We start from the raw sequence: 24,801 nt of genomic DNA, 5'->3' as shown, positions 1-24,801 counted from the left end.
TTCGCCGCCATCACATCAGGTCCTGGATCGATTGGGGCTCAGCGACCCGATAGGGGCGATTGCGCCATTCGGCGATCTTGTCGGCATACATCTCGCCCACGCCCGGATAGCCGACCATCTTCCAGGACGCCTTGCCTCGGTTGCCGCCGTAGATCGGGTCGGCGAAGAAGCCGTCCATGACCAGCTGGAACAGGGTATTGAAGAAATTTCGCGTCGGCACGCTGGGCAGATCGATCGCCGCCTGCTCGAGCGCCGACACCAGCTTGATCCGGTCCGCCTCCTCCAACGTGTCGAAGCTGTTGCCGCCATGGGCCGCACGGACGTGATCATTCACATCGGCGATCCCCACGCGGACGAGCTGATTGGGCGTCAGGCGCAGCTGATATCCCTGCTCCGGCGTCCCTTCGCGGAAAGGCCCCTGCAGGTACATGCGCTCGCCGTTACCCCAGGCGCTGTAGAGCTGCCGGTCGACGAACAGCGCGACGCCCAGGTCCGTGCCCTTGGCGGTGAACTCGTCCTGCGGGATCAGCGTGTCGACGAAGGCTTCGACGAAGGCGGCTTCATCGGGATTGAGGAAGATGTAACCGGGCGACGGCGCCGCACCCGCCGCCGGCGTTCCGCCGGCATCCTGTGCCGGCATGGCATGGCCGCCATGCGTTTCCTGCGCTCCGGCGAAAGGTGCCGCCGCCATGCCCACGCCGAAGCCGGCGAGCTTCAGCAGGGTACGGCGGTCCGCGGTCGGCTTCTCGCTCATGCCCGTGCCTCCTGCCCGTCATGGAGCTTGCGCGAGGCGTCAATGCGCAGGAACAGCAGCGCCGCGGTCAGGCACAATACCGACAGCACCGCAAAGGCGGCGAACCAGCCGCTCATGCTGACGATATAGCCGGTCACCGCGGCGGCGATCGCCGCGCCGATGTTGCCGAGCGTGTTCATGACCGCCGACACCGAACCCGCATATTCGCCGCCGATGTCGAGCGTCACCGCCCAGGACACGCCGACCGTCAACTCCAGCCCGAACAGCGCGACGCAGAAGCACAGGATGCTCGGCACCGGATCCGCGATCGCCGCGGCCAGCGGGATCATCGCCGCCGCCATCAGGAAGCCGACGATCGCCACGGCGCGGCGCGCCATCTTCAGTCCGGCGCCACGTTTCACCAGCAGGTCGGACGCCCAGCCGCCCGTGAGGTCGCCGACCACGCCCGCCATGAGCGGCAGGCTGGCGAACAATCCCATCAGGGCAATGTCGAACCCGCGCGCGTCGTGCAGATATTTGGGAAACCACGTCAGGAAAATGTTGATGCAATAGGCGTAACAGAAATACATCGCCGACAGTACCCAGAGCTGCGGATTGGCCAGCAGGTGACGCCACGGCACGCGAACCCGCGCGCGGCCGGCGCCCAGTGCGCCTTCGATCATCTCGAGCTCGGCGGCGTTGACGGAAGAATGCTCGCGCGGCGTGTCGCGATAATAGAAGAACCACAGCAGGGCCCAAGCGATGCCGACTAGGGCAAAGACCATGAAGGGCATCCGCCAGCCGAACTCGACGATCAGAAGCGCGACGAACACCGGCGTCACCGCCCCGCCCAGCCGTGCGCCGGCATGTGTCACGCCCTGCGCCCAGCCGCGTTCCGACGGCAGCATCCAGCGCGACAGCGACCGGGTCGCGATCGGGAACGCGCCCGCCTCCCCCATGCCGAACAGGAAGCGGCACACCATCATCGACCCGGCCGACCAGGTCAGTGCGGTGGCGGCGGTGAAGGTGGACCACCAGAGCACCACGCCGGTCAGCGCCCGGCGCGGCCCGAACCTGTCGCCCAGCCAGCCGCCCGGAATCTGGAACAAGGCATAGGCGATGGAGAAGGACGCGAAAATCCAGCCCATCGTCACCGGGGAAAAGCCATATTCCCGTTCGATGACCGGCGCGGCCGTCGCAATCACGACGCGATCCATATAGGTGATGAGGTAGGCAAGCACCGTCAGCCAGAGGACGACGTGGCGCGCGCGTGTCGGGCGCGCTGCACCGGTCGCGGCGGCGGCCATGGCGTCGCGCTGCTCCGCGACCACCGCCTCACCCCTCACGGACGCCCCCCGCAGGCACCGGTCGCGCGGCCGGTGCAGATCTGCCATATCGTCGGCACCTTGTCCCCGGCGATGTAGACAGCATCGATGGCGCGCGTGTTGCGGATATCCACCGTCGGATCACGATCCAGCACCAGCAGATCGGCCCATTTGCCCGGCGCGATCATGCCGATGTCGCTGGCGCCCATGAATTCCGCATTGGCACTGGTGGCAGCGGTGAGCGCCTGCATCGGCGTCACGCCCGCCTTGACCATGAGCTCGAGTTCCCAGTGCGCAAAATAGCCGGGAAAACGCGCCGTGGGACCGCTGTCCGTGCCCATGCCGTAGCGGATGCCGGCCTTCACCTCGCGTCCGAAATTGTCCATCGCGTTCTGCAGGGCCGACGCATATTTTGGGAAGTTCGGCGCGGCGCCCAGTTTCGTCGCCCGCCCCGGGCTTGCGAGCTCCTTCAGCACCTCGGGCGTCACTCCCCGCGTGAAGAACGGGTCGTCTAGGAAGGGCAGCGTCTTGTAGGTGAAGGATGCCTCGCGGCTGAGCGTCGCGGCCATCTGCCAGACGCCCTTCGCCTTCATCTGGCCCAGCAATGCCTCGTCCACGGCCCGGTCGCGCACGGAATGGGCGAAGGCGTCCACGCCCTCGCGCGTCAGCTCGGCGGCATTGTCATAATAGAAGATGTGGGCGACCGCCTTCTTCCCGTCCCGGTGCGCCTCGTCGATCACCGCGCTGCTGATCTGCGGCGGCATACGCTCATCCAACATGCCGAACTCGTCGTCGACCCACAGCTTGATGAGGTCGGCGCCCTTGGACGCTTGAGCATCCACCATCGCCCGCGCCTCTTCCGGCGTGGCGACCGACTGGTTAAGGCCGGGAACGCCGCCATAGCTCCCCTTGAAGACCACGCCCTGCCCGACGGTGTAGACCCGCGCCATCGTCGTGCGCCCCTTGCGCATCTGCTGGATCGGGAAGATCAGATCCTGCTCGGTGCCGAGCGTCTGGACGGTGGTGACGCCGTAGGCGGCGTATATCCTGAGCTGCTTCTCTATATTTTCCGGTGTCTGATATTTGAGATTCTGGGTGAGGCCATCGACCAGCCCCAGATGGACGTGGCTGTCGATCAGGCCGGGCATCAGATATTTGCCGTTCAGCTCCTCGACCTCCGCCCCAGCGGGCACCTTCAACCTCGCGGAAGGTCCGACCCAGATGATCCTGCCGTCGGTGATGACGAGGGCCTGGTTCGCCGCCGGCGCGTTTCCGGTCCCGTCGATCAGCGTGAAATCGCGCAGAACCGTCGTTTTCGCGACGGCCGTGCCCGCAAGTCCGGCGAACATCGCAACCGTCAGGCTGAAAATTGAAAGTCCGGCTTTTTTCGCAGATCGCATACTCATCCTCTCCAGATCTATTTCATATCCTATATGATCTGGCTCGGATCGTCGTAGGTGGTTGCGGCTGACGCGTCAAGCCGCTTTCCACGCCGCCGGAACTCCGCCGCGCCGCCCTTCGCCGGGGGCCGTGCGCTCAGCCGCGAGGCGTGCCGTTCACTCTGTCCATCCGCTGCTGCGAGCAGGTCAGGTGATCGCGCACCGACTGTTCGGCCGCGACGGGATCATGCGCCAGCAGGGCGGCGATGATGCGTTGATGCTCCCGCGCCGCCACCTCGGGCGCGTTGGGTTGCGCGCTGTTCTGGTAGAGCGAACGGAAGATCTGGAGATGCGCGTGCAGCCGCTCGATCGTCTCCTCGATCAGGCGGTTTCCGCTGCCTTTCGCGATCAACTGATGGAGCTGCGCATCTGCCTCGGCGAACCGAGCATAGGCCTGCTCATCGCGCTCGACCACCGCGTCCATCTCTGCTTGGATCGACTGGAGGATGGACAGCGCCTCGTCGTCCATACGCTCAGCCGCGCGCGCGGCGGCATAGGGCTCGATCAGCAGTCGCAGCGTATAGAGGTCGTGCACCTCCTCCGGCGTCATCTGCGGACTGGCGCGGTAGCCGACATTGGTCGTCTTGTAGACGAGCTTCTCCGCTTCCAACTGGCTCAGCGCCTCGCGAATCGGCGTCTGCGAGATACCCAGCTGCCGCGCTACAGTATCGATCGGAATGCGCTCGCCCGGCGCGATCTTCACCGTCATCAGCATCGAGAGAAGATGCTTATAGGCGCGCTCCACCAGCGTCGGCCCGGAGGCGGGGCGCGCGGCGGGACCGATGGCACCGGAGGGTTGGGACATGTTCTGCAGATCGGACATGGTCACGGCTTATATATTCAGATGCGAGGCATATAGGATATCATCGTCCAAATAGCGATTACGTTATTGCGAACTCCCCGTCTGCGTCGCAACATGGAACGCCCGCGGCGCCCCATGTTGACGACATATCTTTCTCGTATTTGAGAGCTGACAGCTCCGCGTCGTCCAACGTCGAACTGATGCCGAAGGTCGTGCTCGCCCGAGGGTTTCGCACCCACGTACACGGGATCACCGACGAGCTTCGAACGCCAGGCTGCGGCTGAAGAACGGCAGGACGTGATCCTGGAACCGCGCCGCGACATCGCTCGTATGATCGCCCGGATAGATTTCGAAGCCGTTGGCAATGCCGTAGCGGTCGAGCGCCTCGTGCAGCTTCTGCGCGTCGCCCTTGAGCCCGTCGCGGTCGCCGACATCGATCGCGATCGCGCGATATTGTCGCAGATTGCCTACATATTGATCAAGGAAGGCAAGCGGCGCGTTCGCCGCCCATTTGGCCAGCACCTCCGGCTGCACCGCGCCGTCGTTGACCGGCAGGTCGAGGAAGAAGGGCGGGTTCTTCGGGTTGGGTGACCATGCCGCGGCAGTCGCAAGCTGCGCGCGCTCGCCCCACTTCAGCTTCGCCGCCTCCTCAAACGATTTGACCTTCGTCAACGCCGCGCTTGCCGCGGGATCGAATTGCCCGGGATCGCGCGGAGACAGGCAGCACGGGCTCATCATGTAGATCGCCCCGAACACCTCGGGGTGCTTCATGCCGATCCGTGCCGTGCCATAGCCGCCCATCGAATGGCCGGCGAGCCCACGGCTCTCGCGCGCGGCAATCGTGCGGTAGCGGGCGTCGATGAAACGCACCAGGTCGCGCGATACGAATGCCTCGAAATCGCCAGTGGTGACCGAGCTGGAGTACATCGAGCCGTTGTGGACCGTTTTGCTGTCCGGAAGCACGACGATCATCTCCTTCGCGCCCTTGGCGAAGGCGCCCTCGATCGTCTGGGGAACATGGATTTCCTTGATCCACTGCTCGGCGCCGATCGAATAGCCATGGAGCGCATAGAGCACCGGGTAGCGCTTGCGCGGGTTCTTCGTATAGCTTGGGGGCAGAACCACTAGCACATCGCGGTCGGCGGTTTCGCCTTCGAGATTTCCCTCGATCGCAGGCGAATGCACCTTGATCCGCTCGATCGTCACCGGTGGCGCGCCGGGCACCGGCGCCGGAACGCTGGTTGTCATCTGCGCCGCCGCAGGAACTCCCGTCCCGAGCCCTGCCAACGCCAACGCCATCGCCATGCCCGGTAGATGGGTCGATCTTGTTGCCACGATCTGACACTCCCCTCCCCCTGATCCGCGGATTCTGCCGCGGCGATTCAATCGCGATATTTGTCGGTTCAATTCCCTCCAAGTCAACTTGGTCCGGACCGGACGCAATGCAAAGACCTGGCCGGTAGGAGGCAGGAACGACATTTTCAGGATGCCGGCCGGCGCCCAAATAGCTCCGAGTAAATAGCCGAGAGAAGAACGACGGCGAGTTCCAACACCGCGACGCTCGGCGGCGCAGAAACTGCATCCTTGCGGTGCAGACCCGGGCGTCGCCTGTCGCTGGCGCTTGACCATCCTAATCGTCCATCACGACGAAAACGCGATCTCCGATGAAGATCATATTGGTGGCAGGCTGCGGCGGTGTCCTGCGGGATCCGAAGGCGAAGAACTGGCGGCGCGTCTGTCCATGGGGCTCGATGAAGGTGATCGTGTGCCGCTCGATCCGATAGCGGCCGATGCCCTGGGCCGGCTTGCGGCTATAGGCGGAGGTGGCCACGCCGGTGATGCTTCCCGATCCGATCGCGCCGGCGGCAGACGCCCTCGTGTAGCGACCGTCTGCCGCGAAGGTGAGGTCGTTCTGGGCGGCGATCGTCATCTCGCCGCCGAGGGCGGAATTGCCGCCTCCCGACACGCGGCTGTATTTGGCGGCCAAGCGATTGCCACCCGCTTCAGCGGGAAAGGCTTTGAAGAAGCTGCCGTCCTGAAGCTCCTCACGGGAGGACTTGCCCTTGTGATCGACGAGGGTGAATCCGGCGCCGCTTCTCGACCAGCGGCCCCATCTGGCCGGCTGGGCACGACGGCTGGCGGCAAGGTCCACGTCTTCGACGGCCTCCCCCTCGACCTCGTAATAGCTGCCATCGCGAAAGAACACCAAAGGCTCGAAATCAGATGTCACCATGCCGCCGACACCGAAGCCGGTGAAGGATCGGAAATAGACGCCTTCGACCTGCGCCCAGTTCTCGGGATGCGCGACCGGCGGTCCGGCAGACGCCGCCGGCACGGGCGATGGGCCGGCCTCCCCGGCGTCGCCGGTTCGTGCCGCCGTGGAAGCTGTCGCAGGCGCGAAGCCTTCGCTGCTCAGCGTCACCTGCCTCAGGTCCGTCTTGAGGAGCTGACTGGCCTCGCCGTGAATCGTGTCGCTCATCCGCTTCTGCATGGCGGGGCCTGCCTTGGCGGCGCTGTCCATCCGCGCCTCGACGAGGATGGCCTGCAGGAACATGGTGTCCGCGACCTCCTGCTTGTCGCGGTCGCTCATCCGGCCGAGGGCAGGATTGGCTGCAAGAGTCCGTGCGAGTTGACCGCGGGCGCCCCTCGCGACGGCGGGATCGGTCTTCCGGCCGACGATCCCGTTCGCAGCTTCCCAGGCGGTGATCCAATAGGCCGCGGTCATGTCGGCCATGTCCCGGTCGCTCAGGCCCATGCGGCGCAGCTCCGGCTCCACCATACCGATGAGGTCCTGCGCGAACAGCTTCTCCAGCTCGGCAGCCGCCTCCGGCGACTGCCGGCGCATCGCGGCGACGATCTGGTCTTGCTTCGCCTTCAGAAGCGCAGGATCGCGGACGAAGCGCGTGGTGGCAGAGGCCGGCTGCCGCGCGGCATTCTCTTCTTGGGGATTCGCTCGGCGCAGTGTGTCGGCGATCGGTCCGTTATTCAACGTCTGCTCGAAGGCGCCAGGGCTGAGCGGGCCGGAGAAGCTGGTCTGGGCGCCAACCTGGGAGCCATGGATCGAGACGAGCAGCACGATCGAGATCAGCCGGCGATACATGGTGCCCCTCCCCAGGATATTCGGAGCAGGAGCCTGACTCCATCGAGCGAAACGCATATGACAGGCGAGATAGGCCGTGTGACGGCCGCGCCGGGCCGCTGAAAATGGAACTACGATCTTCAAGCCTGGAGTCCGCCATGGAGGGGCACAAACATCCGCACGGCAACGATTTAAACGCAAGAGCGAGCTGTTTGAGCAGCTTCATAGGCATCTCTGCCTTCTCATCCGCCGAGTGCGCGGCGGCAGGCTATCAGACTGCGCGCCGCCTCGGCCTCGGCGCCCGCAAGCGCCGATCTGGCGGCGAGCAGATCGCGTTCCGACTCCAGCACTTCGATCAGGCTGACCTCACCCGTGTTCCACGCCTGTTCGGCGAGGTGGCGTGCGCTACGCCGGGCCTCGACCTGCCGCACCAACGCTTTTGCCCGGAGGTGGTTCTGCACGAACGCCGCGAAGCTGGTCTCGACGTCCTCGGCGGCGCGCAGCACCGATTGGCGATAGGCCGCCAGCGCCTCGCGCTCGATCCCGCGCGCGGCAGCGACCTCGGCGTCGATGCGCGGGAAATCGAACAGTCGCCAGCGCAGACCGGTGACACCCTGGATCACATTGGCCCGGCTGGTGAGTAGGTCCGATGCAGCATTGGCCTGGAAGCCGAGCAGCCCCGACAACGACAAGCTGGGATAATATTCCGCCAGCGCAGCGCTGACGCGGGTATGCGACGCCGCCAGCCGCCGCTCGGCCGCGACCAGATCGGGGCGCCGGCGGAGCAGATCGGCGGGCGCGCCCGCCCCACCGAGCATCGCCGCGGGAATGGCGCCGGGCGCATCGAGCCCGAGCCGGTCGGCCTGTGGCTCGCGTCCGGTGAGTACCGCGAGACGATTGAGCTGTGCCTCGATCCCGGCGGCCAGCGGCGCGATCGACGCCATCGCCGCCGCGGCGGCGGCGACAGCCTGCTCCCGTTCGCGCCGCGAGGCCTCGCCGACCTGCTCACGCTGGGCGACGAGGCGCGCGAGCCGTTCGGCAGCGGTCGTCTGCTCGGTCGCGATGACGTGCTGCGCTTGGAATGCGCGGAGTTGCACATAGGCGTCGGTCACCTCGCCGGCGATCGTCAGGCGCATCGTCGCACCGGTCGCCACGGCCGCTTCATATTCATAGGCGGCCGCCTCGCGCCCGCGCCGGAGGCCGCCGGCGAGATCGAGTTCCCAACTCGCGCCGGCGGAAACGTCATATTGGCCGACGGTGCGGCTGAAGCCCGGCGCCAGTCCGGCGAGCTGGCCGAGGCCGCTCTCGGTCGACTGGCGGACCCGCGCGGCATTCGCGTCGATCGATCCGCCGGGCAGCAGCGCAACCCCCGCCCCCTGCAGCGCCGCGCGGGCCTGATCGACGCGCGCCATCGCCTGCTCGATGTCCAGATTCTGCGCCAGCGCCAGCGCCACCAGCCGGTCGAGCGCAGGATCGCCGAATGCCTTCCACCATTCCGCATCCGCCCCGACCGGCGCCGACGGCGGACCGCGCCATTCGGGAGCAACATCGATCGCGGGGGCGCGATAGTCGCTGCCCGCCATGCAGCCGCCGAGCGGCAGGAACAGGATCACGATCAGGTGGCGTTTCATGCCGGCGTCCTCTGGCTGCGGCCGGCGAGCAGCAGATACATGACCGGCGTGGCGATGCGCGACAGGACGGTGGAGGAAACGAGGCCGCCGATGATCGCGATCGCCAGCGGCGAAAAGAGGCCCGATCCTTCGATCGCGAGCGGCAGCAGCCCGCCGATCGCCGTTACCGAGGTCAGCAGCACCGGCAGGAACCTCACCTCGCCCGCGCGCTCGATCGCCTCGCGGATGCCGAGGCCTTCGGCATGGAGCTGCTCGGTGAAGTCGACCAGCAGGATCGAGTTCTTGATCTCGATCCCGATCAGCGCGACCAGCCCGATCGTGGCGGTGAAGGACAGCGAGTAGCCGGTCAGCCACAGCGCCGCGACCGCGCCGAACAGCCCGAGCGGGATGATCCCCGCCACCACCGCGACGGTTCGGAAGCGGCCGAACTCGAGCACCAGCACCGCGAGTATGCCGAGCACCGCGATCAGGATCGCGGCGCCGAGGCCTGCGAAGCTGTCCGCCTGAGCCTCCGCCTCGCCGCCCAGCGACAGGCGATAGCCGGGCGGCAGCGTCAGGGCCTGCTCGACGCGGCGCAGCGCGTCCTGCGTCACCCGCGAGGTGAGGAAGCCCTGGCGGACGTGGGCGGTGACGGTGACGGTGCGGTCGCGGTTGAGCCGGTCGATCCGCGCCGGGCCGCCCTCGGCCTCCGGCGCGGCGATGGCGGAAAGTGGTACCGCCGCCCCGTCCGCGGCCGGCGCATGGATCCGATCGAGCGCGGCGAGTTCGTTGCGCGCGCCCATCGGCATCCGAACCGTCACCGGATAATCGTCGCCGTCGACGTCGCGGAAGCGCGCGGCCGGCTCGCCTGTGAGCGCCAGCCGGGTAATCCGGCGCGCCTCCCCCGCCGCGACGCCGAGCGCCGCCGCCTTGCCCTCGTCGATGCCGAGCGACAGATCGGTGCGGTCGAGCCGCAGCGGATTGCCGACGTCGCGCACACCGGGAGTGGCGGTCAGCGCGATCTCAGCGGCACGAGCGAGCGCCTTGAGCGTGGCGAGGTCCGGCCCGCTGATCCGGATCGCCACCGGCGCCTCGGTCTGCGCCCCTTGCTCGAAGGTGTGGACGCTGATCTTGGCGCCCGGGTAGGCGGCGAACTCGCGCCGCAGCCGTTCGATCTGCTCGTCGCTCGTCCCGGGACGCCAGGCGGACAGCGCCGCCGCCACCTCGCCGAAATTGGGCGCGGGCTCCTGCTGGCCGACATTGTAGTAGAGTTGCGGGTTGCCGCGCCCGGCATTGGCCATGTGCCAGGCGACGCCGGGCTCGCGGGCCAACCGCCGCTCGACGAACGCCAACGCACGGTCGGTCCTGGCGAGCGCGCTACCCTCCGGCGTCTCCACTCGGATCAGGAATTGCGGCGTCTCGGCCGGCGGGAACAGGCTGGAGCCGATCGCGCCGAGCAACGGTACGGTGAGAAGACACAGGGCCAGCAACGCGGCCAACGTGCGCCACGGCCGCGCCAGTCCATAGTGGAGCACGGGCCGGTAGACGGTGTGGATCGTACGATTGATCGCGCGCAGCAGACGATTGCCTTCGGGCTCCTCGTGCCGCGAGAGCAGACGGCTGGCGACGAAGGGGATCACGGTCATCGCCACCACGAACGACGCCGCGACAGTGGCGATCACCGTCATCGGCAGTGAGCGGATGAACGCACCCGACCCTTCTGGCAGCATCATCAGCGGCAGGAAGGCAAGCATCAGGCAGCCGGTACAGCCGATCACCGCCAGCGCGATCTGGCCGGTGCCGTTGACCGCCGCGGTCGTCCGGTCCTCGCCTTCGCGCAAGCGCCGGGCGATGTTCTCGGTCACCACGATCGAATCGTCGACCAGCAACCCCAGCGACAGCACGAAGCCCGCGATCGAAAGCTGGTTGAGACCGAAGCCGAAGGCATGGATCAGTGCCAGTCCCATCAGCAGCGACAGCGGAATCGATACCATCACGACGCCTGCCGCGCGCAGTCCAAGCGGCAGCAAGGTGATCGCGACGATCGTCAGCGCCAGTACGAAATCCCGAGTGAGCCCGCCAAGCCGGCGACTGACGTTGTCGGCCTGGAAGAAGGCGCGCTCGAGCCTCACGCCGCCGGGCAACGTTCTCTCGAATTCGTCAAGCGTCCGGCGCAGCTCGCGGGTGATGGCGGTGACGTCCGCACCTTCCTTCTGAGTCGCCGAGACGAGCAGCGCGCGCCGGCCGCCGAAGCGGGTGATGTGCTCGGGCTCGGCCGTCTCCCACATGACCCTCGCCACGTCGCGGACATGGATGACGCGGCCGGTCACGCTCGCGACCGGCACTGCCTCGACCGCGGCAATGCTGTCGAACGCGCCGCCCTGACGCACCGTCAACCGCCGGTCGCCGGCATGGACCGCGCCGATCGGCGCCTCGACGCCGGCGCGGGCGAGCGCATCCACCACCGCGCTCGCGGGCAGACGGAGCTGCGCCAGCCGGCCGAGGTCGAGCGTGACGCGCATCTCCGATTGCGGCGCACCCCAGTAGCCCGCGTCGCGCACGCCGGGCACGCGCTGGATCGCCTCGCGCAGCCGATCGGCGACCTTCTCCAACCGGCGCATCGGCAGCTGTTCGCTGACCAGCGCCACCTCCATGATCGAGACCTCGATCGTGCGCGCACGCAGCACGTCCATACGCGTCACGCCGGCGGGAAGGCGCGGACGCAGCGCATTCACCTCGCGCACTACCTCGTCGTACTTGCGGTCGGCATTGGTGCCCCAGGTGAACTCGACCCGAACCTGGGACGTGCCGTCGGCGCTGGTCGAACGAACCTCCTCGACATCATCGAGCGCGTCGAGTGCGTCCTCGATCGGCCGGGCGACGAGCTGCTCCATCTCATAGGGCGTCGCGCCGGGCATCACGGTGCGCACGGTCATGAACGGCGAAGGGAATTGCGGATCCTCGGTGCGCGGAATCGCCATGAAGGCGTTGACCCCAAGCAAGGTGAACAATGCGAACAGCACCAATGTGAACTGCCAGCGCCGGACGAAGAAAGCGGCGGGATTGAAGCGCATCAGCGGCGGCCTCCGGTCACGCGCACGCGTTGGCCATCGCTCGCGAAGCCGGCGCCGGCGGTGATCACCTGTGCGCCGGCGGGCAGGCCCACGACCAGCGCGTCCTCGGCGGCGAAGCCGGCGAAGCGTACGGTCTGCCGCCGCGCGCGCTGGGTTCGGCGGTCGTAGAGGAACAGCGTCGCGCGGTCGCCCTTGGCTTCGAGCACGGCCTCTGCCGGCACAACCGTCAGCTCGCCACCGGGCGCGCTCGCGGCTTCGATCTCGACATTACCGGTCATGCCGCTGACCAGCTCGCTTGCGTCCGGGAGCCGCACCTCGACCTCCGCGGTACCGGTCCGCGGATCAACGCTGGCGCCGACCCGGCCCACGGTGCCCAGGACCGGAGGCCGCACCCCGATCGAGAGTCGTGCCGCCGCGCCAGACCGGACGCGCCCGACTTGCCCCTCGGGCACCGGCACGCGCACCAGCAGCGGACTGGTGCTATCGGCAATGCGCAGCACGCCCTGACCGACCGCGAGCGTTTCGCCCGCCTGGGCGATCCGTTCCAGCACCACGCCCGAGGCCGGGGCTAGGAGCCGGGCGGATTCGCGGTCGAACACCGCCGCACGCAACGCCGCATTCGCCTGGTCGAGCGTGGTGCGCTCGTCCTCGTAGCGTGCACGCGCCACCGCACCGCTCTCATTGAGCACCGCGTAGCGCGCGAGCGCCCGCTCGGCACGGCGGACGTCGCCTTCGGCCCGGGCAACCCGTGCCGCAAGGTCGCGCGCGTCGAGTTCTGCGAGGCGCTGGCCGCGCCGCACGCGGTCACCGAGGTCGACCTCCAGCCTGGCAAGCGTTCCCGGCACGCGGAAGGCGAGCGTCATCTCGCGCTGGTGCGCGATCCGCCCCACTGCCGAGACGACGCCCTTGGCAGTTTCGGGATTCACCGAAACCACCTCGACGGGAAGCGGCTCCGGTTCACTCGCCTGAGGCTCCTCGGCGGCGCAGCCGGCGAACAGCCCCGTCGCCAGCGTCACGGCGAGCAGGTTGCGCCTGGGATTGGTCATCGGTCGTCGGGCTCCGTTTGCGGGGACAGGGTGTGGGTACCGCGGCAGATCAGCGGCCAGCCGAGACCGGTGGCGATCAGCGCCAGCCCGGCGAGGGCGAGCAGCAGTCGCTTCCACCAACCCACACCGGCACTTCCCTAGAAGCGATAGGACAGCGCGAGCCCGGCGAGGCCCTGATGGCGCGAGCCCTCTTCGCGAACGATCGGGCTGTCGGCGGCGTCGCCGACCAGATAGGTCCACGACAGGCGTCCGATCAGGCCCCAGCGCCGGTCGAATTGATAGCCGAGCGTTGCACCGGCGCCGATGTCGCGCAGCGATGCACCCGGGCGATAGGCGGCGAGATCGGTACGCGCGGTCTCGGCTGGAGTGATGCCGAAATAGGTGCGGGTATAGGCGGCGTCGCCCCAGCTCACCTGGGTGTCGAGCGCGAGAGAGAAGCGCGGCGAACGCACTGCGACATAGCCGGCGCTGGCCGAGACCAGCACGCCGTCATGCGCTCCGGCTACATCGGCGCGCGCCGACAGGTCGAGCTGCACCTGGCCCTGACCGAGCACATCGCCGCCAAGCCTCAGCCCAACGAAACCGCCGAGCTCGACCGCGTTGTCGATCTTGTCGAGCAGCGCGACCTGGCCACCAGCATCGTCGTCGCGCCCCAGCCGCAGGCTGACGAGCGGGCCGGCAGCAATCGTGGCGCTCGGGATCACATCGGCGCGCAGACCCGCTCCGAGGAACTCGATCGAGACGTCGCGATTGCGGATCGTGCCGATCGCCAGCGGCAGGACGCGGTAGTCGTCCGCTCCCTCATAGCGTGGCGCCGCGCCGGGGCCGATCGCGACGAATCCCGACCAACCCTCCTCCTCGTCGATCGGCGGCGGCGCCTCCTCGGCGGCGGTCTGCGCGAGCGCGGGTGTGGGCAACAGCGGCAACGCAAAGGCGACGAGCAGCGGCGGGAACGTGCGGGGCATGAACGGCTCCGGAGGTGGGGAACGGTGCTTCCCCGCTATCCGCAACCGCCGCGGTGCCGCGACGGCAACTACGTGGTTGCGTCGAATCGCTTCGTGAGTTTACGCTGTAAGCGCGCCAATCGGAGGTAACCCATGCGCGATTTCGCGATTTCGCCGCTTCCCGGTCCGGTCGAGCGGATCTGGGCCGAGATCGGACTCGGCGTGGGACTCGGCCTGGTGCTGGCGGTGCTAGGGCCGTTCAGGACCTATGAGAGCGAGCCGCTCCAGCGCATCGGCTTCTGGATCGGCCTGTCGGCGCTGTGGTTCGTGATGCTGATGGCAGTCGACCTGCTGATCGATCGCAGCCCGCTCGCCGGCCGGCTGACCGAAACCCGGCGGCTGGCGCTCAAGGTGGCGCTCGCCGCGGTGCCGATGCTGCTGTTCGTGGCTCCGGCCACCCAGGCACTGTTCGACTTCACGCCGGATTGGCACAAGCTGCTGCACCTCTATCCCAAGACATTGCTGATCGGCGCCGGGCTGACCCTAGTTTCAACCGCGGTGTTCGGCGGTCCGCTACGCTGGCCCGATCGGCGCCCGCGCGTCACGGCGGAGCCGACGAGTGACGAGCGGTCTCCGGCTCCCCAACCTCCACGCGCGGCCTCGGCTCCCATCGCGCCTTGCCCGGTCCGGACCCGCATCCCTGCGCATCTGCACGGACCGATCCTGTGCCTGGAGACCGAGGATCATTATGTCCGCGTCTACACCCCCGAGGGTTCGGGACTGATCCTCATGCGAATGCGCGACGCGGTGGCGGCGATGGAGGAATCGGCGGGAATGCGCGTGCATCGCTCGTGGTGGGTGGCGCGCGATGCAGTCAAGTCCGGGGCGCGAGCGGGCCGGACGCTGCGGCTCGAGCTCGCCAACGGTCTGGTCGTGCCGGTGTCGCAGCCTTATGCCGCCGCGGTCTGCGAGTTGCTCGGCCTCACATGAGCGCCGCCTGCCTCCCCGATCCCGAGTTGCGCACCCGCTGGGCAGTCGCTGCCGATCATGACGAGACCCGCGCGGTGCTGCGGAAGGCCGCGCTCGATCAGGTGCGGGCTCACGGCGCCCGCAACCTCTCTATGCGCAGACTCGCCGCCTCGCTCGGTATCAGTGCTATGACCGCCTATCGCTACTATGCCGACAAGGAGGAACTGCTCCGCGACCTCAAATGGGAGATTTCCGGACGGTTCACCGCAGCGCTACGCGCGGGTGCCGGCGGGCACGCCGATCCGCGCGCGCGCCTGCGCGCCACCGCCGTCGCCTATCTCGAGTTCGCGATCGGGCACGAGCATGAATATCGGCTGATGTTCGACGAATGGCTTGGCGACGTCGCACCTCAGTCCGATGCCCCGGCGCGGCAAGCCGCGAGCTGGCATTTCCTGATCGATCTGCTGCGGCCCGCGATACCCGGGATGGACGACGCCCGGCTCACCGAGGTCGGGTATTTCGTCTGGTCGACCGTCCATGGGCTTGCGATGCTTCATCTAGCGGGTCGCGCCCGCCTTGATCGGCCGATCGCCGAGGCTGTGCGACCCCAGCTGGAAATGCTATTGTCATTGATCGGCTCCAGCGAAGAAAGCCGGCCTAAATTGGCCCAACGGCGGGGCGTTAGGTCGTAAGTCGATCTTCTCTTAGATCTTCTCTTAATTGCCGGCCTGCCGGCCGAATTTCGATCAAGCTCGTCCTGCTCGGCGGCTATGCCGCCGGCTGGCGTCACGCGACGCCCGAGGAGACCGAGCAGCGCGCCGCGGTGATCACGCGGCGGTCGAACGCTATGCGACCGCCGTTACTATGGAGGATTCCGGTCAGCTTGGCGGCGCTGATCCTTTGCCGACGCGCGCTCCGCAGAGCCTCTGGCTTCGCGGCGCAGACGCCGCGCATAGCTGCGCGCGTGAGAATGGTAAATGTAATAGCCGACGACTGCGGCGACGAGCAGCGCCATGAGCAGCATCAGCGCATAGGCAACCATCAGTCTCAGTTCCATTTCGAAGCTCCATGCGCCGCGGTTCGGCGCGACTGCAGGAAGGCGAATGCCATGCGTGCCTCGAACGGCACCGACACCTCCAAACCCGGCCGAGCCGCGAAGTCGTTGCCGCACGATCGAAGGCGATCCAGTCCGCAGGGAAGATCGGCTTCAGTCGCTCACTTCGCCGAATTCGGCGCCGGAACTCCCTTCACCGACGGATTGGATGCGTTCCGCTTGGGCGGCTCGGGCTTCTTGGGCTTGCGGACTTCCTTGTTGCCCTTGCGCTGGCTCTTGGCCATTGGTCGCTCCTCCTTCGCGTTCGAGCCTGTCGGCCAACGCTCTGACCCGGATTGGAGCAGCGATCCGGCCTACACCCTGGCGCAAGCCCGTACCAGTCCGGAATGCGCATAGGCACGACGGCCCCGACTTGACGGCATTCGCAACCGACAGGCGACAGCGCAACGGCCGGGCTTGCCAGAGACGGTCCCAACGCCCACATGGAGTCGATCGGCACACCGCTTGGCGGACGTGCCCATTCGCAAATGGCGGCGCTGGCTTCCGGTTGTGAGAGCGACGCCTTCGTCGCGGCCCCAGCGACTGGAACGGCCGACATCCATGCCAGCCAAGGACATCAAATTCTCGCGAGATGCGCGCGACAGCATCGCACGCGGCGTCGACATGCTCGCCGATACGGTGCGGGTCACGCTGGGGCCGAAGGGCCGTAACGTGGTGCTCGACAAGGGCTACGGCGCGCCGCACATCACCAAGGACGGCGTCACCGTCGCCAAGGAGATCGAGCTCAGGAACCGGTTCGAGAACCTCGGCGCTCAGATGCTCCGCGCCGTCGCCTCAAAGACCCAGGATCATGCCGGCGACGGCACTACCACCGCTACCGTGCTCGCCCAGGCGATCGTCCGCGAGGGGATGAAGTCGGTTTCGGCCGGCGTCAGCCCGATCGAGCTCAAGCGCGGCATCGATCTCGCCGTCGCGCAGGTGATCGAGGAGTTGAAGGCGCGGTCGCGCGCGGTGTCGAACAACGCCGAGATCGCCCAGGTCGGAATCATCTCGGCCAATGGCGATGAGGAGATCGGCCGGATGATTGCCGCGGCGATGGACAAGGTCGGCAAGGAAGGCGTGATCTCGATCGAGGATGCGCAAGGCACGGCGTTCGAGCTCGAGATCGTCGAGGGAATGCAGTTCGACCGCGGCTATCTCAGTCCCTATTTCGTCACCGATGCCGGAAAGATGACGGTCGATCTGCAGAATCCCCACATCCTGATCCACGAGAAGAAGCTTTCGGACCTGCGCGCGCTGCTGCCGGTGCTGGAGGCAGTGGCGCAGTCGGGCCGTCCGTTGCTGATCGTCGCCGAGGACGTCGAGAGCGAAGCGCTCGCCACGCTGGTGGTCAACAAGCTGCGCGGCAGTCTTCAGGTCGCCGCGGTCAAGGCACCGGGGTTCGGCGATCGCCGCCGGGCGATGCTCGAGGATATCGCGATCCTCACCGACAGCGTGCTGGTCTCGCCCGACCTTGGTATTCGGCTGGAGGGGGTCACGCTCGACATGCTCGGCAGTGCCCGACGCGTGACGATCGACCGGGATGACACGACGATCGTCGACGGCGCGGGCGATAGCGCCGCCATTGCCGGCCGGGTCGCGATGCTCAAGCAGCAGATCGAGCTCAGCACGAGCGAATATGACCAGGAGAAGCTCCAGGATCGGTTGGCCAAGCTCGCGGGCGGGGTTGCGATCATCCGGGTCGGCGCGTCGACCGAAGTCGAGATGCGCGAGCGCAAGGATCGACTCGACGATGCACTGCACGCGACCCGCGCTGCGGTCGAGGAGGGTATCGTCCCCGGCGGCGGCGCTGCGCTGTTCTACGCATGTCGCGCGCTCGACGGCAGGAAAGGTGCGAATGACGATCAGACACGCGGCATCGATATCATCCGCAAGGCGCTGTCGGCGCCGCTCCGTCAGATCGCGGAGAATGCCGGCCATGACGGCGGCGTCGTCGCCGCCCGGCTGATCGGCGGTAACGACCAGGACATCGGCTTCAACGCCCAGACCGAACACTATGAGAACCTCATTGAAGCCGGCGTGATCGATCCGACGCTGGTGGTCCGCTCGGCGCTGCAGGACGCCGCGTCGGTCGCGGGCCTGCTCCTCACCACCGAAGCCGCCATCGTCGATTTCTCGGAAAGCTCGCCGGCCTCGCCGACGATGGCTCCGAGCGGCGGCTTCTGATCCAGCCCACCATTCCATCTCAGGAGTATCGCAATGTCGAGAGTGCCCGTCCGCCCTTATCTCATCACCAAGGACGACGAAGGCGTGTTTCGGGTGACCGTGCGCACCACGCGGTTCAACTCGCAGGGCTACCCGCTCGTGTCGAGCGAACTGCTCGAAGATGCCTTCAGGACACAGACCGCGGCGAAGGCGTTTGTCTGCGAGGAATTTCGAGCGGAGACGAACGAGATCGCCACCAAATAGCGAGGCAGTCCCGGTGTCCGGTCGCCGTCGCGATGACTAGCGGCGGCGTGTGCCGCGCGGTGCGCCGAACCCCGATCCCGGGGTCCGCTCGCGGTAGATGATCCGGCCTTTGTCGAGGTCATAGGGAGTCATCTCGACCTGGACGCGATCACCGACGACGGAGCGGATGCGGTTTCGTCGCATCCTCCCCGCCGTATAGGCGATGATCTGATGCTCGTTCTCGAGCAGGACGCGGAAGCGCCCGTCGGGCAGAATCTCGTCGATCCTGCCGTCGAAGGTCATCAGCTCCTCTTTGGCCACCTGGTCAGACGGCCTGGAGATTGACGGCCGACGGCTTGCCGCGCTGGTCGTTCTCGACATCGTACGACACCCGCTGCTCGGCCTGCAGCGTCGTCATGCCGGCGCGCTCGACCGCGCTGATGTGGACGAAGCTGTCGTTGCCGCCGTCCTCGGGCGCGATGAAGCCGTAGCCCTTGTCGATGTTGAAGAATTTGACCTTGCCGATGGGCATCGGATGTTCCTTTCGCGAAACATGGGATTTTCCGCGCGCGAGGCGCGCACGGAGCCAGGAAGCGTGAAAGGGAAGGTTCGGCCCGGAAGCGTCGGTTCCGTCGCAGGCGACGATAGCCCGCCGGATGTGGGGTCTCGAACGCGAATATCAATGCACCGTCACGCAGCGGGCAGCGCACCCAATCTGCGGATCGGGTCCACATCCGCGAAGCCGCGGTCAGGATTTTCGCTGAACAAACGGTCGTCATCCAGCGGCTGTTCGAGGCGCGGTGCCGGCGCCGCCCCGGCATCCAGCCTGCGAAGCCGCCTTCGCTCCTCCCGTTTATCGGCGGCGAGCGCTTCCTTGGCCCAGGCGGCCGCAGCAAGCGTTGCGATCCGCCGTACGTTCGGCAGCACCGCGTTCGAGGCGAGCTCACGCTGCTGCGCTTCCTGCGCGCGGCACATGGTCGAGGAAGGTTGCATTGCGTTATCCTTTTCGAGGCGGAACCATGAGCGATCGTCCGGCGCACCGGCCAATCACCGGTATATTGCTCGGGAGCAGTCGGCGCGACCCATGCGCCAGGGGAAGCCGGTCAACCGTACAATCTCGGTTCGGGCTGGACGGCGACGCTCTGACCCGAGTTGGAGCAGCAAACCCGTCTACGGCCTGGTGCCGGCCGACACCAGCGGCAATCGCGATCAGCGCGTCCGTCCGCTTCGGATCGTCGCCGAGTCGGCGCCGCTGCAAGGCGCCGCGACGCGGCCGTGGCGCGGCCATGGCTGTGTTCTCGCCGCGGAGCCCGTCCGCGGCGCGGGATGAGGCTGCGTCGCGGGCGGCCGCGCAGCCGCCCTGCACGGCACGGGAACCTTCAGACTCCGGCTTGCCGATCGACCGCCCGGACCGGCTCGTGCCGATTGACAATCGTCGGCGGCTCGATAGGGAACGATATGATATATCCTATTGGAAGGGGGGTGGCTTGCAGCTTTCGATCGTTCGGGGCTTCACCGCCTTCTCCTTGATCGGGGCGTCCGCGTCGCCCGCCTTCGCGCAGCAGACGCCGCCAGCCGATCCGGCCGAGTCCTCGACCGAGAGCAGGGATGCGCGCGAGAATGCCGATCCGGATGAGGCATCGGGCGAAATCGTCGTCACCGGCTCGCTGATCCGCGGCCTGCCGCGGGAATATGTCGCAAGTCCCGTCTTCACCTACGGCCAGGCGGACATCGTGCGATCCGGTGCGGGCTCGGTCTCGGAGTACATGCTCACGATCCCGCAGAACTTCACCGGCGATCTGAGCGACTTCGGCACCTCGGCGGCGAGCATCGGCACCACCCTCGGCGACGGCACGACCTACAATCAATATGACGGCTTCGCGGGCTTTGCGCTGCGCGGCCTCGCTTCGGACGCGACGCTGACGCTGCTGAACGGCCGCCGCATGGCCTCCGTGGGTATGATCGAGGCCCCTACCGTATCGGTCATCCCCTCCGCCCTGATCGAGCGGATCGACATCATCTCCGACGGCGCTTCGGCGACCTACGGCGCGGATGCCGTCGCCGGCGTGGTCAACATCGTCACGCGCAAGGTTACGGACGGCGCCGAACTGCGGCTGCGCGGCTCGACGACTACAGAGACGGGTTCCAAGAACTGGGAAGCCAGCGCGCTGGCCGGCCACAGCTGGGGCAGCGGCAACGTCTACGGCATGGCGATGTACCAGAAGCGCGGGGCCTATATCGAAGATCCTATTGTCGTATCGGACACGCCGCTCCAGATCACGCAGCTGCCGCACGAGGAGCTCTCCGGCTTCTACGGCGGCGTTCGCCAGGACGTGGGTGATCTCGCCTTCTCGGTCGACGCCTCGCGCTTTCAGCGCGACCGTGATGCGCGCATCAACTATATCGACGAGCCGGAGGACAACCGGTTCTTCAAGACCCGGACGACGGGCTATTCGATCTATGGCAACGTGCATTGGCAGGGGAGCGGCGCGACCTCGCTCGACCTCAACATCGACTATGGGCGCAACAAGACGAACAGCAGGGCGTTCCGGGGCATTCCGCCCTACGGCAACCCGTCCACCGACTATGAATATACCAACACGCTGTTCGTCGCCGAGCTGAGCGGGCAGACCGAGCTGGCGACGCTGCCGGCAGGGCCGGTCCTGGTGGCGGGCGGGGTGCAGTACCGCGCCGAGACGATGCGCACCGACGCGAAGATCTTCTTCAACCTGAACGGCGGCACCCGCAAGGCCAAGTCGGCCTTCGGCGAGGTCAATGTGCCGATCGTCGGGCCCGAGCTGGGCGTGCCGCTGGTCCGATCGCTGACCCTGTCCGCCGCCGCGCGCTACGAGGATTTGGGGTTCGACGACGCGCTTGCGCCCAAGGTGGGGCTGCGCTGGCAGATCGACCGCTCCATCGCGCTGCGCGGCACCTATGCGCGCTCGTTCCTCGTGCCGCGGTTCCGCGACACGATCGGCATAGCCGAGCAGGTCTCCTTCTGGAACTATCCCTATGCGTTCCTCGATCCCGCCGACCAGAACCCGGCGCTGTCCGCCGGCAACGCGCTGGTCATGTTCCGGGCCGGCGCGAACCCCGATCTCAAGACGCAGAACGCGGATACCTTCACGCTCGGCGTCGACCTGACGCCAACCTTCATCCCGAACCTCACGGTCAAGGCGGGCTATTACCGGATCAAAATCTCCGGCCGCATCGTCACGCCGTCGCAAGACGACAGCGCATCGGTCCCGGACCTGCAGGTCTTCAACGTGCGGAACCCGAACGCCGATCTGGTCAACAGCATCGTCAACAATCCGACGGTGTTCCGCTGGTTCGCGACAGGCATCCCCTTCGTCAACGATGGCGGGACCGCGATCTACAGCAGCGCGAGCCAGATCCCGGCCGATCTGTTGTCGAGCGTACAGGTGATCGCGGACATCCGGCCGCAGAACTTCGCGGTGGAATCGACCGACGGCTTCGACCTCGACCTCACCTACCGCACGCGCCTGCTCGGGGGGAATGCGAGCTTGCACCTGACCGGGCAATATATCCTGAACCTCGACCTTAAGGCAGCCGGCGGAACCGCGGTCTCGCGGCTCGACGGCTATGCCCAGCCGTCGGACCTCAGGCTGAACGGCACGCTGGTCTGGGGACGCGACGGCTTCTCGATCGGGTCGGTCGTCAACTATGTCGACGGCTTCACCGACAACCGGCCAGGCGAGCCGCTGCGCAGGATCGGCTCGTTCACGACCGCATCGCTGTTCCTCGGCTTCGATCTCGGCCGCCTGACGTCCGCGCCGGCGCTCGCGGACAGCGAGGTGCAGCTCGTCGTCGCCAACATGTTCGACGCACAGCCGCCTCGCATCGTCGACGCCGTGCTGGGCTTCGATCCCTACAACACGCCGCCCAATCCGCGAACGATCGGCCTCGTTCTGACGAAGAGGTTCGGGGGAAGATGAACCGGCGATCGTAATCGTTTCCCGGCGACGAGCGGCTCGCGCTTCCGCGGCTAGAAGCGCCGCTCGATCTCCAGCCCCACGATCCGCGGCGCCTCGAGCGAGCCGTAGACGTTGCCGTCGGTCCCGAACGTCAGGTTCTCGAACCCGAGGCCGCCCATCCGCCGTTCATCGGTGAGGTTGTCGGCGAACAGCCGTGCGCTCCACCCGTCCTTCTCGTATCCGAGCTGGAGATCGATCGTAGTGGTCGTTCCTTGGATGCGATAGCTACGCTCGTCGAGCGCCATCGCGCCGGTGAAGTTCACCGCGGCACGCGCGAAGAGCCCACTCGAATGGGCGTAGCGGGCGGTCAGGTTGGCGTCATATTCGGGTACCAGCTTCACCCGGTTGCCCGCGAGGTTCTCGGTGCCGTTGAACAGGTAGCGGTAGACCGAATCCGCATAGCCGAAGCTGCCCGAGAGGCTGAGCGCGTCGCTGGGGCGCCAGCTCACCTCGACCTCCACCCCGCGGCTGCGCACCGAGGCTGACGAGCCGATGAAATCGGAGGAGACCGGGCGGCCGTTCGCGTCGGTCAGCACGCGGATCTCCTGCCAGTTGTCGGAGTCGATCTGGAAGATCGCGCCGCTGCCGCGCAGCTTTCCGTCGGCGGAGCGCAGCCGGAAGCCAAGCTCGTAGCTCCACATCGATTCCGAGCGGTAGCGGAGCACGTCCGGATCGGAGATGCCCTCCTGCGTCGCCGCCAGGTTGAACCCGCCGGGGATGTTCCCCTTGGCGACGGTCGCATAGAAGGTCGCGTCGTCCGAAAGTTCCCAGGTCGCGGAGAAACGCGGCAGCACAGCCTCGTCCGAGGCCTTGAGCCGCGCATCGGTGTAATAGAGGATCGATCCGCCACCGAGGTCGAGCTGGCCCGCCCGCTGGATCGCGTCCTGCCTGGTCCGGTCGTAGCGCAGGCCCGCGCTCAGCGTCACCTTGGGCAGGAAGGGCAGCTTCCAGCGCGCCGATCCGAACGCCGATACGCTCTCGATCCTGCGGGTCTGGACGGGCGCAGCGACGTAGGCATCCATCGTCCCTGGCCCGACGAAGGTCGATTTCTGGTTGTCCTTGGCGTCGCGGAACCAGGCAACGCCGCCGATGACGTTCAGCGGCAGCGCCTGGTCGCTCGAATAGCGCAGCTCCGCATTCCACACCCGCTCGTCGTTCGCGTCACGCCCCGCCGCGGTCGGCATCGCGGTGAAATCGAAGTCGAGCCCGCGCGAGTCCGACTTGTCGCGGCGATAGGAGAGCGCGGCGTCGACCGTGCCGCTCCCCAACCGCTGCGTTGCGCTCAGGCCCAACACATATTCAGTCTCGTCGGTACGCTTGGGCGCATCGTGGAAATAGCTGCTCCGGCCCGAGCGCCGCCCACTGTTGAGCGGGCCATAGGTGCGATCGTAGAGCTCGACGTCGAACGGAAAGAAGTCGTTGTCGAACAGCCCCGGCGCGTTGATGTCGAGGACATAGGCGGTGGCATTGACGGTGGTGTCCGCGCTCGGCGTCCAGCGCAGCTTGGAGTGGACGAACAGCTCGCCGATCCTGCCCGGCTCGGTCACGCCCGGCGCGCGGTTGCGCATCCAAGTCGCCTCGTCGCTATATTTGACCGCCAGCGAGGCAGAGAGCCGGTCTTCGACCAAAGGTTCGCTGACATAGCCTTCGAGCGTATAGCCGCCCGCGCCGCTGTAGAGGCTGCCGGTGGCGCGCAGCTCGCGCTCCGGACGGTCGGCCGGGTTGCGCGTACGGATGACGATCAGGCCGGACTCGCTGTTGGCGCCGTAGAGCGTTCCCTGGGGTCCGCGCAGCACCTCGATCGAGTCGACCTGGCTCAGCACGGCGTTGGTCAGCTCGCGGAACGGGATACCGTCGATGTAGACCGCGGCGCGGTTGACGATGAACGGGTTCGATTCGACGCCGCGGATCGTGATGAACACATTGCCGAGCTGGCCGCCCTGGTTGAACTGCACGTTGGGGACGAGGTCGTCGAGCTGGCTGAAATCCCGGAGGCGCGCCTCGTCGATCGCCTTGGAGTCGAGCACGGTGATCGCGATGTCGCTGTCCTGGAGCGTGCCTTGGCGCTTCTGGCCGGTGACGACGATCTCGCCTTCGGGGCCGCGCGGCTCCTCCCGCTCCTGAGCGGTCGCCGGAACCGACCCGGCTGCCAGCACGCCGGCAAGCGCCGATTGCCAATAAATGCCCTTCACCGATGCCCCTTTTCGCTTGCTCCGTCGATCGCGGGATATATTGTTACATGACCGGCCACCGCTCCGATCCGGGACGGTTCGGCTCCGATCG

The 24,801-nt window shown here is 67.0% G+C and carries 22 protein-coding genes; 5 read left to right on the top strand and 17 right to left on the bottom strand.

What is annotated here, in order from left to right:
* Positions 1 to 10 precede the first annotated feature (10 nt).
* From ACMGER_RS08175 to ACMGER_RS08125, 11 genes are all read right to left on the bottom strand, one after another.
* Positions 11 to 754 (bottom strand): gluconate 2-dehydrogenase subunit 3 family protein, encoded by a 744-nt coding sequence (locus tag ACMGER_RS08175; RefSeq protein ID WP_436811583.1) that lies wholly within the window; start codon positions 752 to 754, stop codon positions 11 to 13.
* Complete coding sequence (locus ACMGER_RS08170) at positions 751 to 2,079, bottom strand: MFS transporter (RefSeq protein ID WP_436811582.1); 1,329 nt, start codon at positions 2,077 to 2,079, stop codon at positions 751 to 753. Before ACMGER_RS08170 ends, ACMGER_RS08175 begins: the two co-directional genes overlap by 4 nt.
* Entirely contained in the window at positions 2,076 to 3,407 is a 1,332-nt protein-coding gene (locus ACMGER_RS08165; RefSeq protein ID WP_436811581.1) for an amidohydrolase family protein, read from the bottom strand. The genes ACMGER_RS08170 and ACMGER_RS08165 overlap by 4 nt, the downstream gene beginning before the upstream one ends.
* Before the next feature lie 187 nt (positions 3,408 to 3,594).
* Positions 3,595 to 4,320, bottom strand: a complete 726-nt coding sequence (locus ACMGER_RS08160) for a GntR family transcriptional regulator (protein WP_436811580.1) — start codon at positions 4,318 to 4,320, stop codon at positions 3,595 to 3,597.
* Between the two features lie 228 nt (positions 4,321 to 4,548).
* Complete coding sequence (locus tag ACMGER_RS08155) at positions 4,549 to 5,928, bottom strand: alpha/beta hydrolase (protein WP_436811579.1); 1,380 nt, start codon at positions 5,926 to 5,928, stop codon at positions 4,549 to 4,551.
* Position 5,929: 1 nt separating this feature from the next.
* Positions 5,930 to 7,399 (bottom strand): DUF6683 family protein, encoded by a 1,470-nt coding sequence (locus tag ACMGER_RS08150; RefSeq protein ID WP_436811578.1) that lies wholly within the window; start codon positions 7,397 to 7,399, stop codon positions 5,930 to 5,932.
* Positions 7,400 to 7,620: 221 nt separating this feature from the next.
* Positions 7,621 to 9,009 (bottom strand): efflux transporter outer membrane subunit, encoded by a 1,389-nt coding sequence (locus ACMGER_RS08145; RefSeq protein ID WP_436811577.1) that lies wholly within the window; start codon positions 9,007 to 9,009, stop codon positions 7,621 to 7,623.
* Positions 9,006 to 12,062: an efflux RND transporter permease subunit gene (locus ACMGER_RS08140; RefSeq protein WP_436811576.1), complete on the bottom strand. Its 3,057-nt coding sequence runs from the start codon at positions 12,060 to 12,062 to the stop codon at positions 9,006 to 9,008. Before ACMGER_RS08140 ends, ACMGER_RS08145 begins: the two co-directional genes overlap by 4 nt.
* Positions 12,062 to 13,108, bottom strand: coding sequence for an efflux RND transporter periplasmic adaptor subunit (locus tag ACMGER_RS08135; RefSeq protein ID WP_436811575.1), 1,047 nt, complete (start codon positions 13,106 to 13,108; stop codon positions 12,062 to 12,064). Before ACMGER_RS08135 ends, ACMGER_RS08140 begins: the two co-directional genes overlap by 1 nt.
* Positions 13,105 to 13,233, bottom strand: a complete 129-nt coding sequence (locus ACMGER_RS08130) for a hypothetical protein (protein ID WP_436811574.1) — start codon at positions 13,231 to 13,233, stop codon at positions 13,105 to 13,107. The genes ACMGER_RS08135 and ACMGER_RS08130 overlap by 4 nt, the downstream gene beginning before the upstream one ends.
* Before the next feature lie 12 nt (positions 13,234 to 13,245).
* Complete coding sequence (locus tag ACMGER_RS08125; protein ID WP_436811573.1) at positions 13,246 to 14,073, bottom strand: MipA/OmpV family protein; 828 nt, start codon at positions 14,071 to 14,073, stop codon at positions 13,246 to 13,248.
* Positions 14,074 to 14,205: 132 nt separating this feature from the next.
* On the opposite strand from ACMGER_RS08125, the gene ACMGER_RS08120 reads away from it, so the two are divergent.
* Both ACMGER_RS08120 and ACMGER_RS08115 read left to right on the top strand, forming a co-directional pair.
* A complete protein-coding gene (locus tag ACMGER_RS08120; RefSeq protein ID WP_436811572.1) occupies positions 14,206 to 15,042 on the top strand; it encodes a LytTR family DNA-binding domain-containing protein in 837 nt (278 codons plus the stop codon).
* A 26-nt stretch (positions 15,043 to 15,068) separates the two neighbouring features.
* Positions 15,069 to 15,713: a TetR/AcrR family transcriptional regulator gene (locus tag ACMGER_RS08115; protein ID WP_436811571.1), complete on the top strand. Its 645-nt coding sequence runs from the start codon at positions 15,069 to 15,071 to the stop codon at positions 15,711 to 15,713.
* Positions 15,714 to 15,883: 170 nt separating this feature from the next.
* Here the strand turns inward: ACMGER_RS08115 and ACMGER_RS08110 are convergent, their stop codons facing one another.
* Entirely contained in the window at positions 15,884 to 16,078 is a 195-nt protein-coding gene (locus ACMGER_RS08110) for a hypothetical protein (RefSeq protein ID WP_436811570.1), read from the bottom strand.
* A gap of 158 nt (positions 16,079 to 16,236) precedes the next feature.
* Entirely contained in the window at positions 16,237 to 16,359 is a 123-nt protein-coding gene (locus ACMGER_RS08105; protein ID WP_436811569.1) for a hypothetical protein, read from the bottom strand.
* Positions 16,360 to 16,675: 316 nt separating this feature from the next.
* On the opposite strand from ACMGER_RS08105, the gene groL reads away from it, so the two are divergent.
* Together groL and ACMGER_RS08095 are read left to right on the top strand one after the other, a co-directional pair.
* The gene (groL, locus tag ACMGER_RS08100; RefSeq protein WP_436811568.1) at positions 16,676 to 18,301 is read left to right on the top strand and encodes a chaperonin GroEL; all 1,626 of its coding nucleotides are present in this window, start codon (positions 16,676 to 16,678) and stop codon (positions 18,299 to 18,301) included.
* A 33-nt stretch (positions 18,302 to 18,334) separates the two neighbouring features.
* Entirely contained in the window at positions 18,335 to 18,544 is a 210-nt protein-coding gene (locus ACMGER_RS08095) for a hypothetical protein (RefSeq protein WP_436811567.1), read from the top strand.
* 36 nt (positions 18,545 to 18,580) lie between these two features.
* Here the strand turns inward: ACMGER_RS08095 and infA are convergent, their stop codons facing one another.
* The 3 genes from infA to ACMGER_RS08080 form a co-directional block, all read right to left on the bottom strand.
* The gene (gene infA / locus ACMGER_RS08090; protein ID WP_436811566.1) at positions 18,581 to 18,844 is read right to left on the bottom strand and encodes a translation initiation factor IF-1; all 264 of its coding nucleotides are present in this window, start codon (positions 18,842 to 18,844) and stop codon (positions 18,581 to 18,583) included.
* A gap of 4 nt (positions 18,845 to 18,848) precedes the next feature.
* Positions 18,849 to 19,055, bottom strand: a complete 207-nt coding sequence (locus ACMGER_RS08085) for a cold-shock protein (RefSeq protein WP_436811565.1) — start codon at positions 19,053 to 19,055, stop codon at positions 18,849 to 18,851.
* 158 nt (positions 19,056 to 19,213) lie between these two features.
* On the bottom strand, positions 19,214 to 19,516 hold the full coding sequence (locus ACMGER_RS08080; RefSeq protein WP_436811564.1) for a hypothetical protein: 303 nt from the start codon (positions 19,514 to 19,516) through the stop codon (positions 19,214 to 19,216).
* 494 nt (positions 19,517 to 20,010) lie between these two features.
* Between ACMGER_RS08080 and ACMGER_RS08075 the strand changes: the two genes are divergently transcribed.
* Complete coding sequence (locus ACMGER_RS08075; RefSeq protein ID WP_436811563.1) at positions 20,011 to 22,479, top strand: TonB-dependent receptor plug domain-containing protein; 2,469 nt, start codon at positions 20,011 to 20,013, stop codon at positions 22,477 to 22,479.
* A gap of 50 nt (positions 22,480 to 22,529) precedes the next feature.
* Here ACMGER_RS08075 and ACMGER_RS08070 read toward each other — a convergent pair whose 3' ends face one another.
* On the bottom strand, positions 22,530 to 24,710 hold the full coding sequence (locus ACMGER_RS08070) for a TonB-dependent receptor (RefSeq protein WP_436811562.1): 2,181 nt from the start codon (positions 24,708 to 24,710) through the stop codon (positions 22,530 to 22,532).
* Between the last annotated feature and the right edge of the window lie 91 nt (positions 24,711 to 24,801).

This window comes from Sphingomonas astragali, assembly GCF_051400615.1.
GTDB lineage: Bacteria > Pseudomonadota > Alphaproteobacteria > Sphingomonadales > Sphingomonadaceae > Sphingomonas.
Note: the sequence above shows the minus strand (reverse complement) of the source record. Positions and strands in the feature narration are given on the sequence as shown.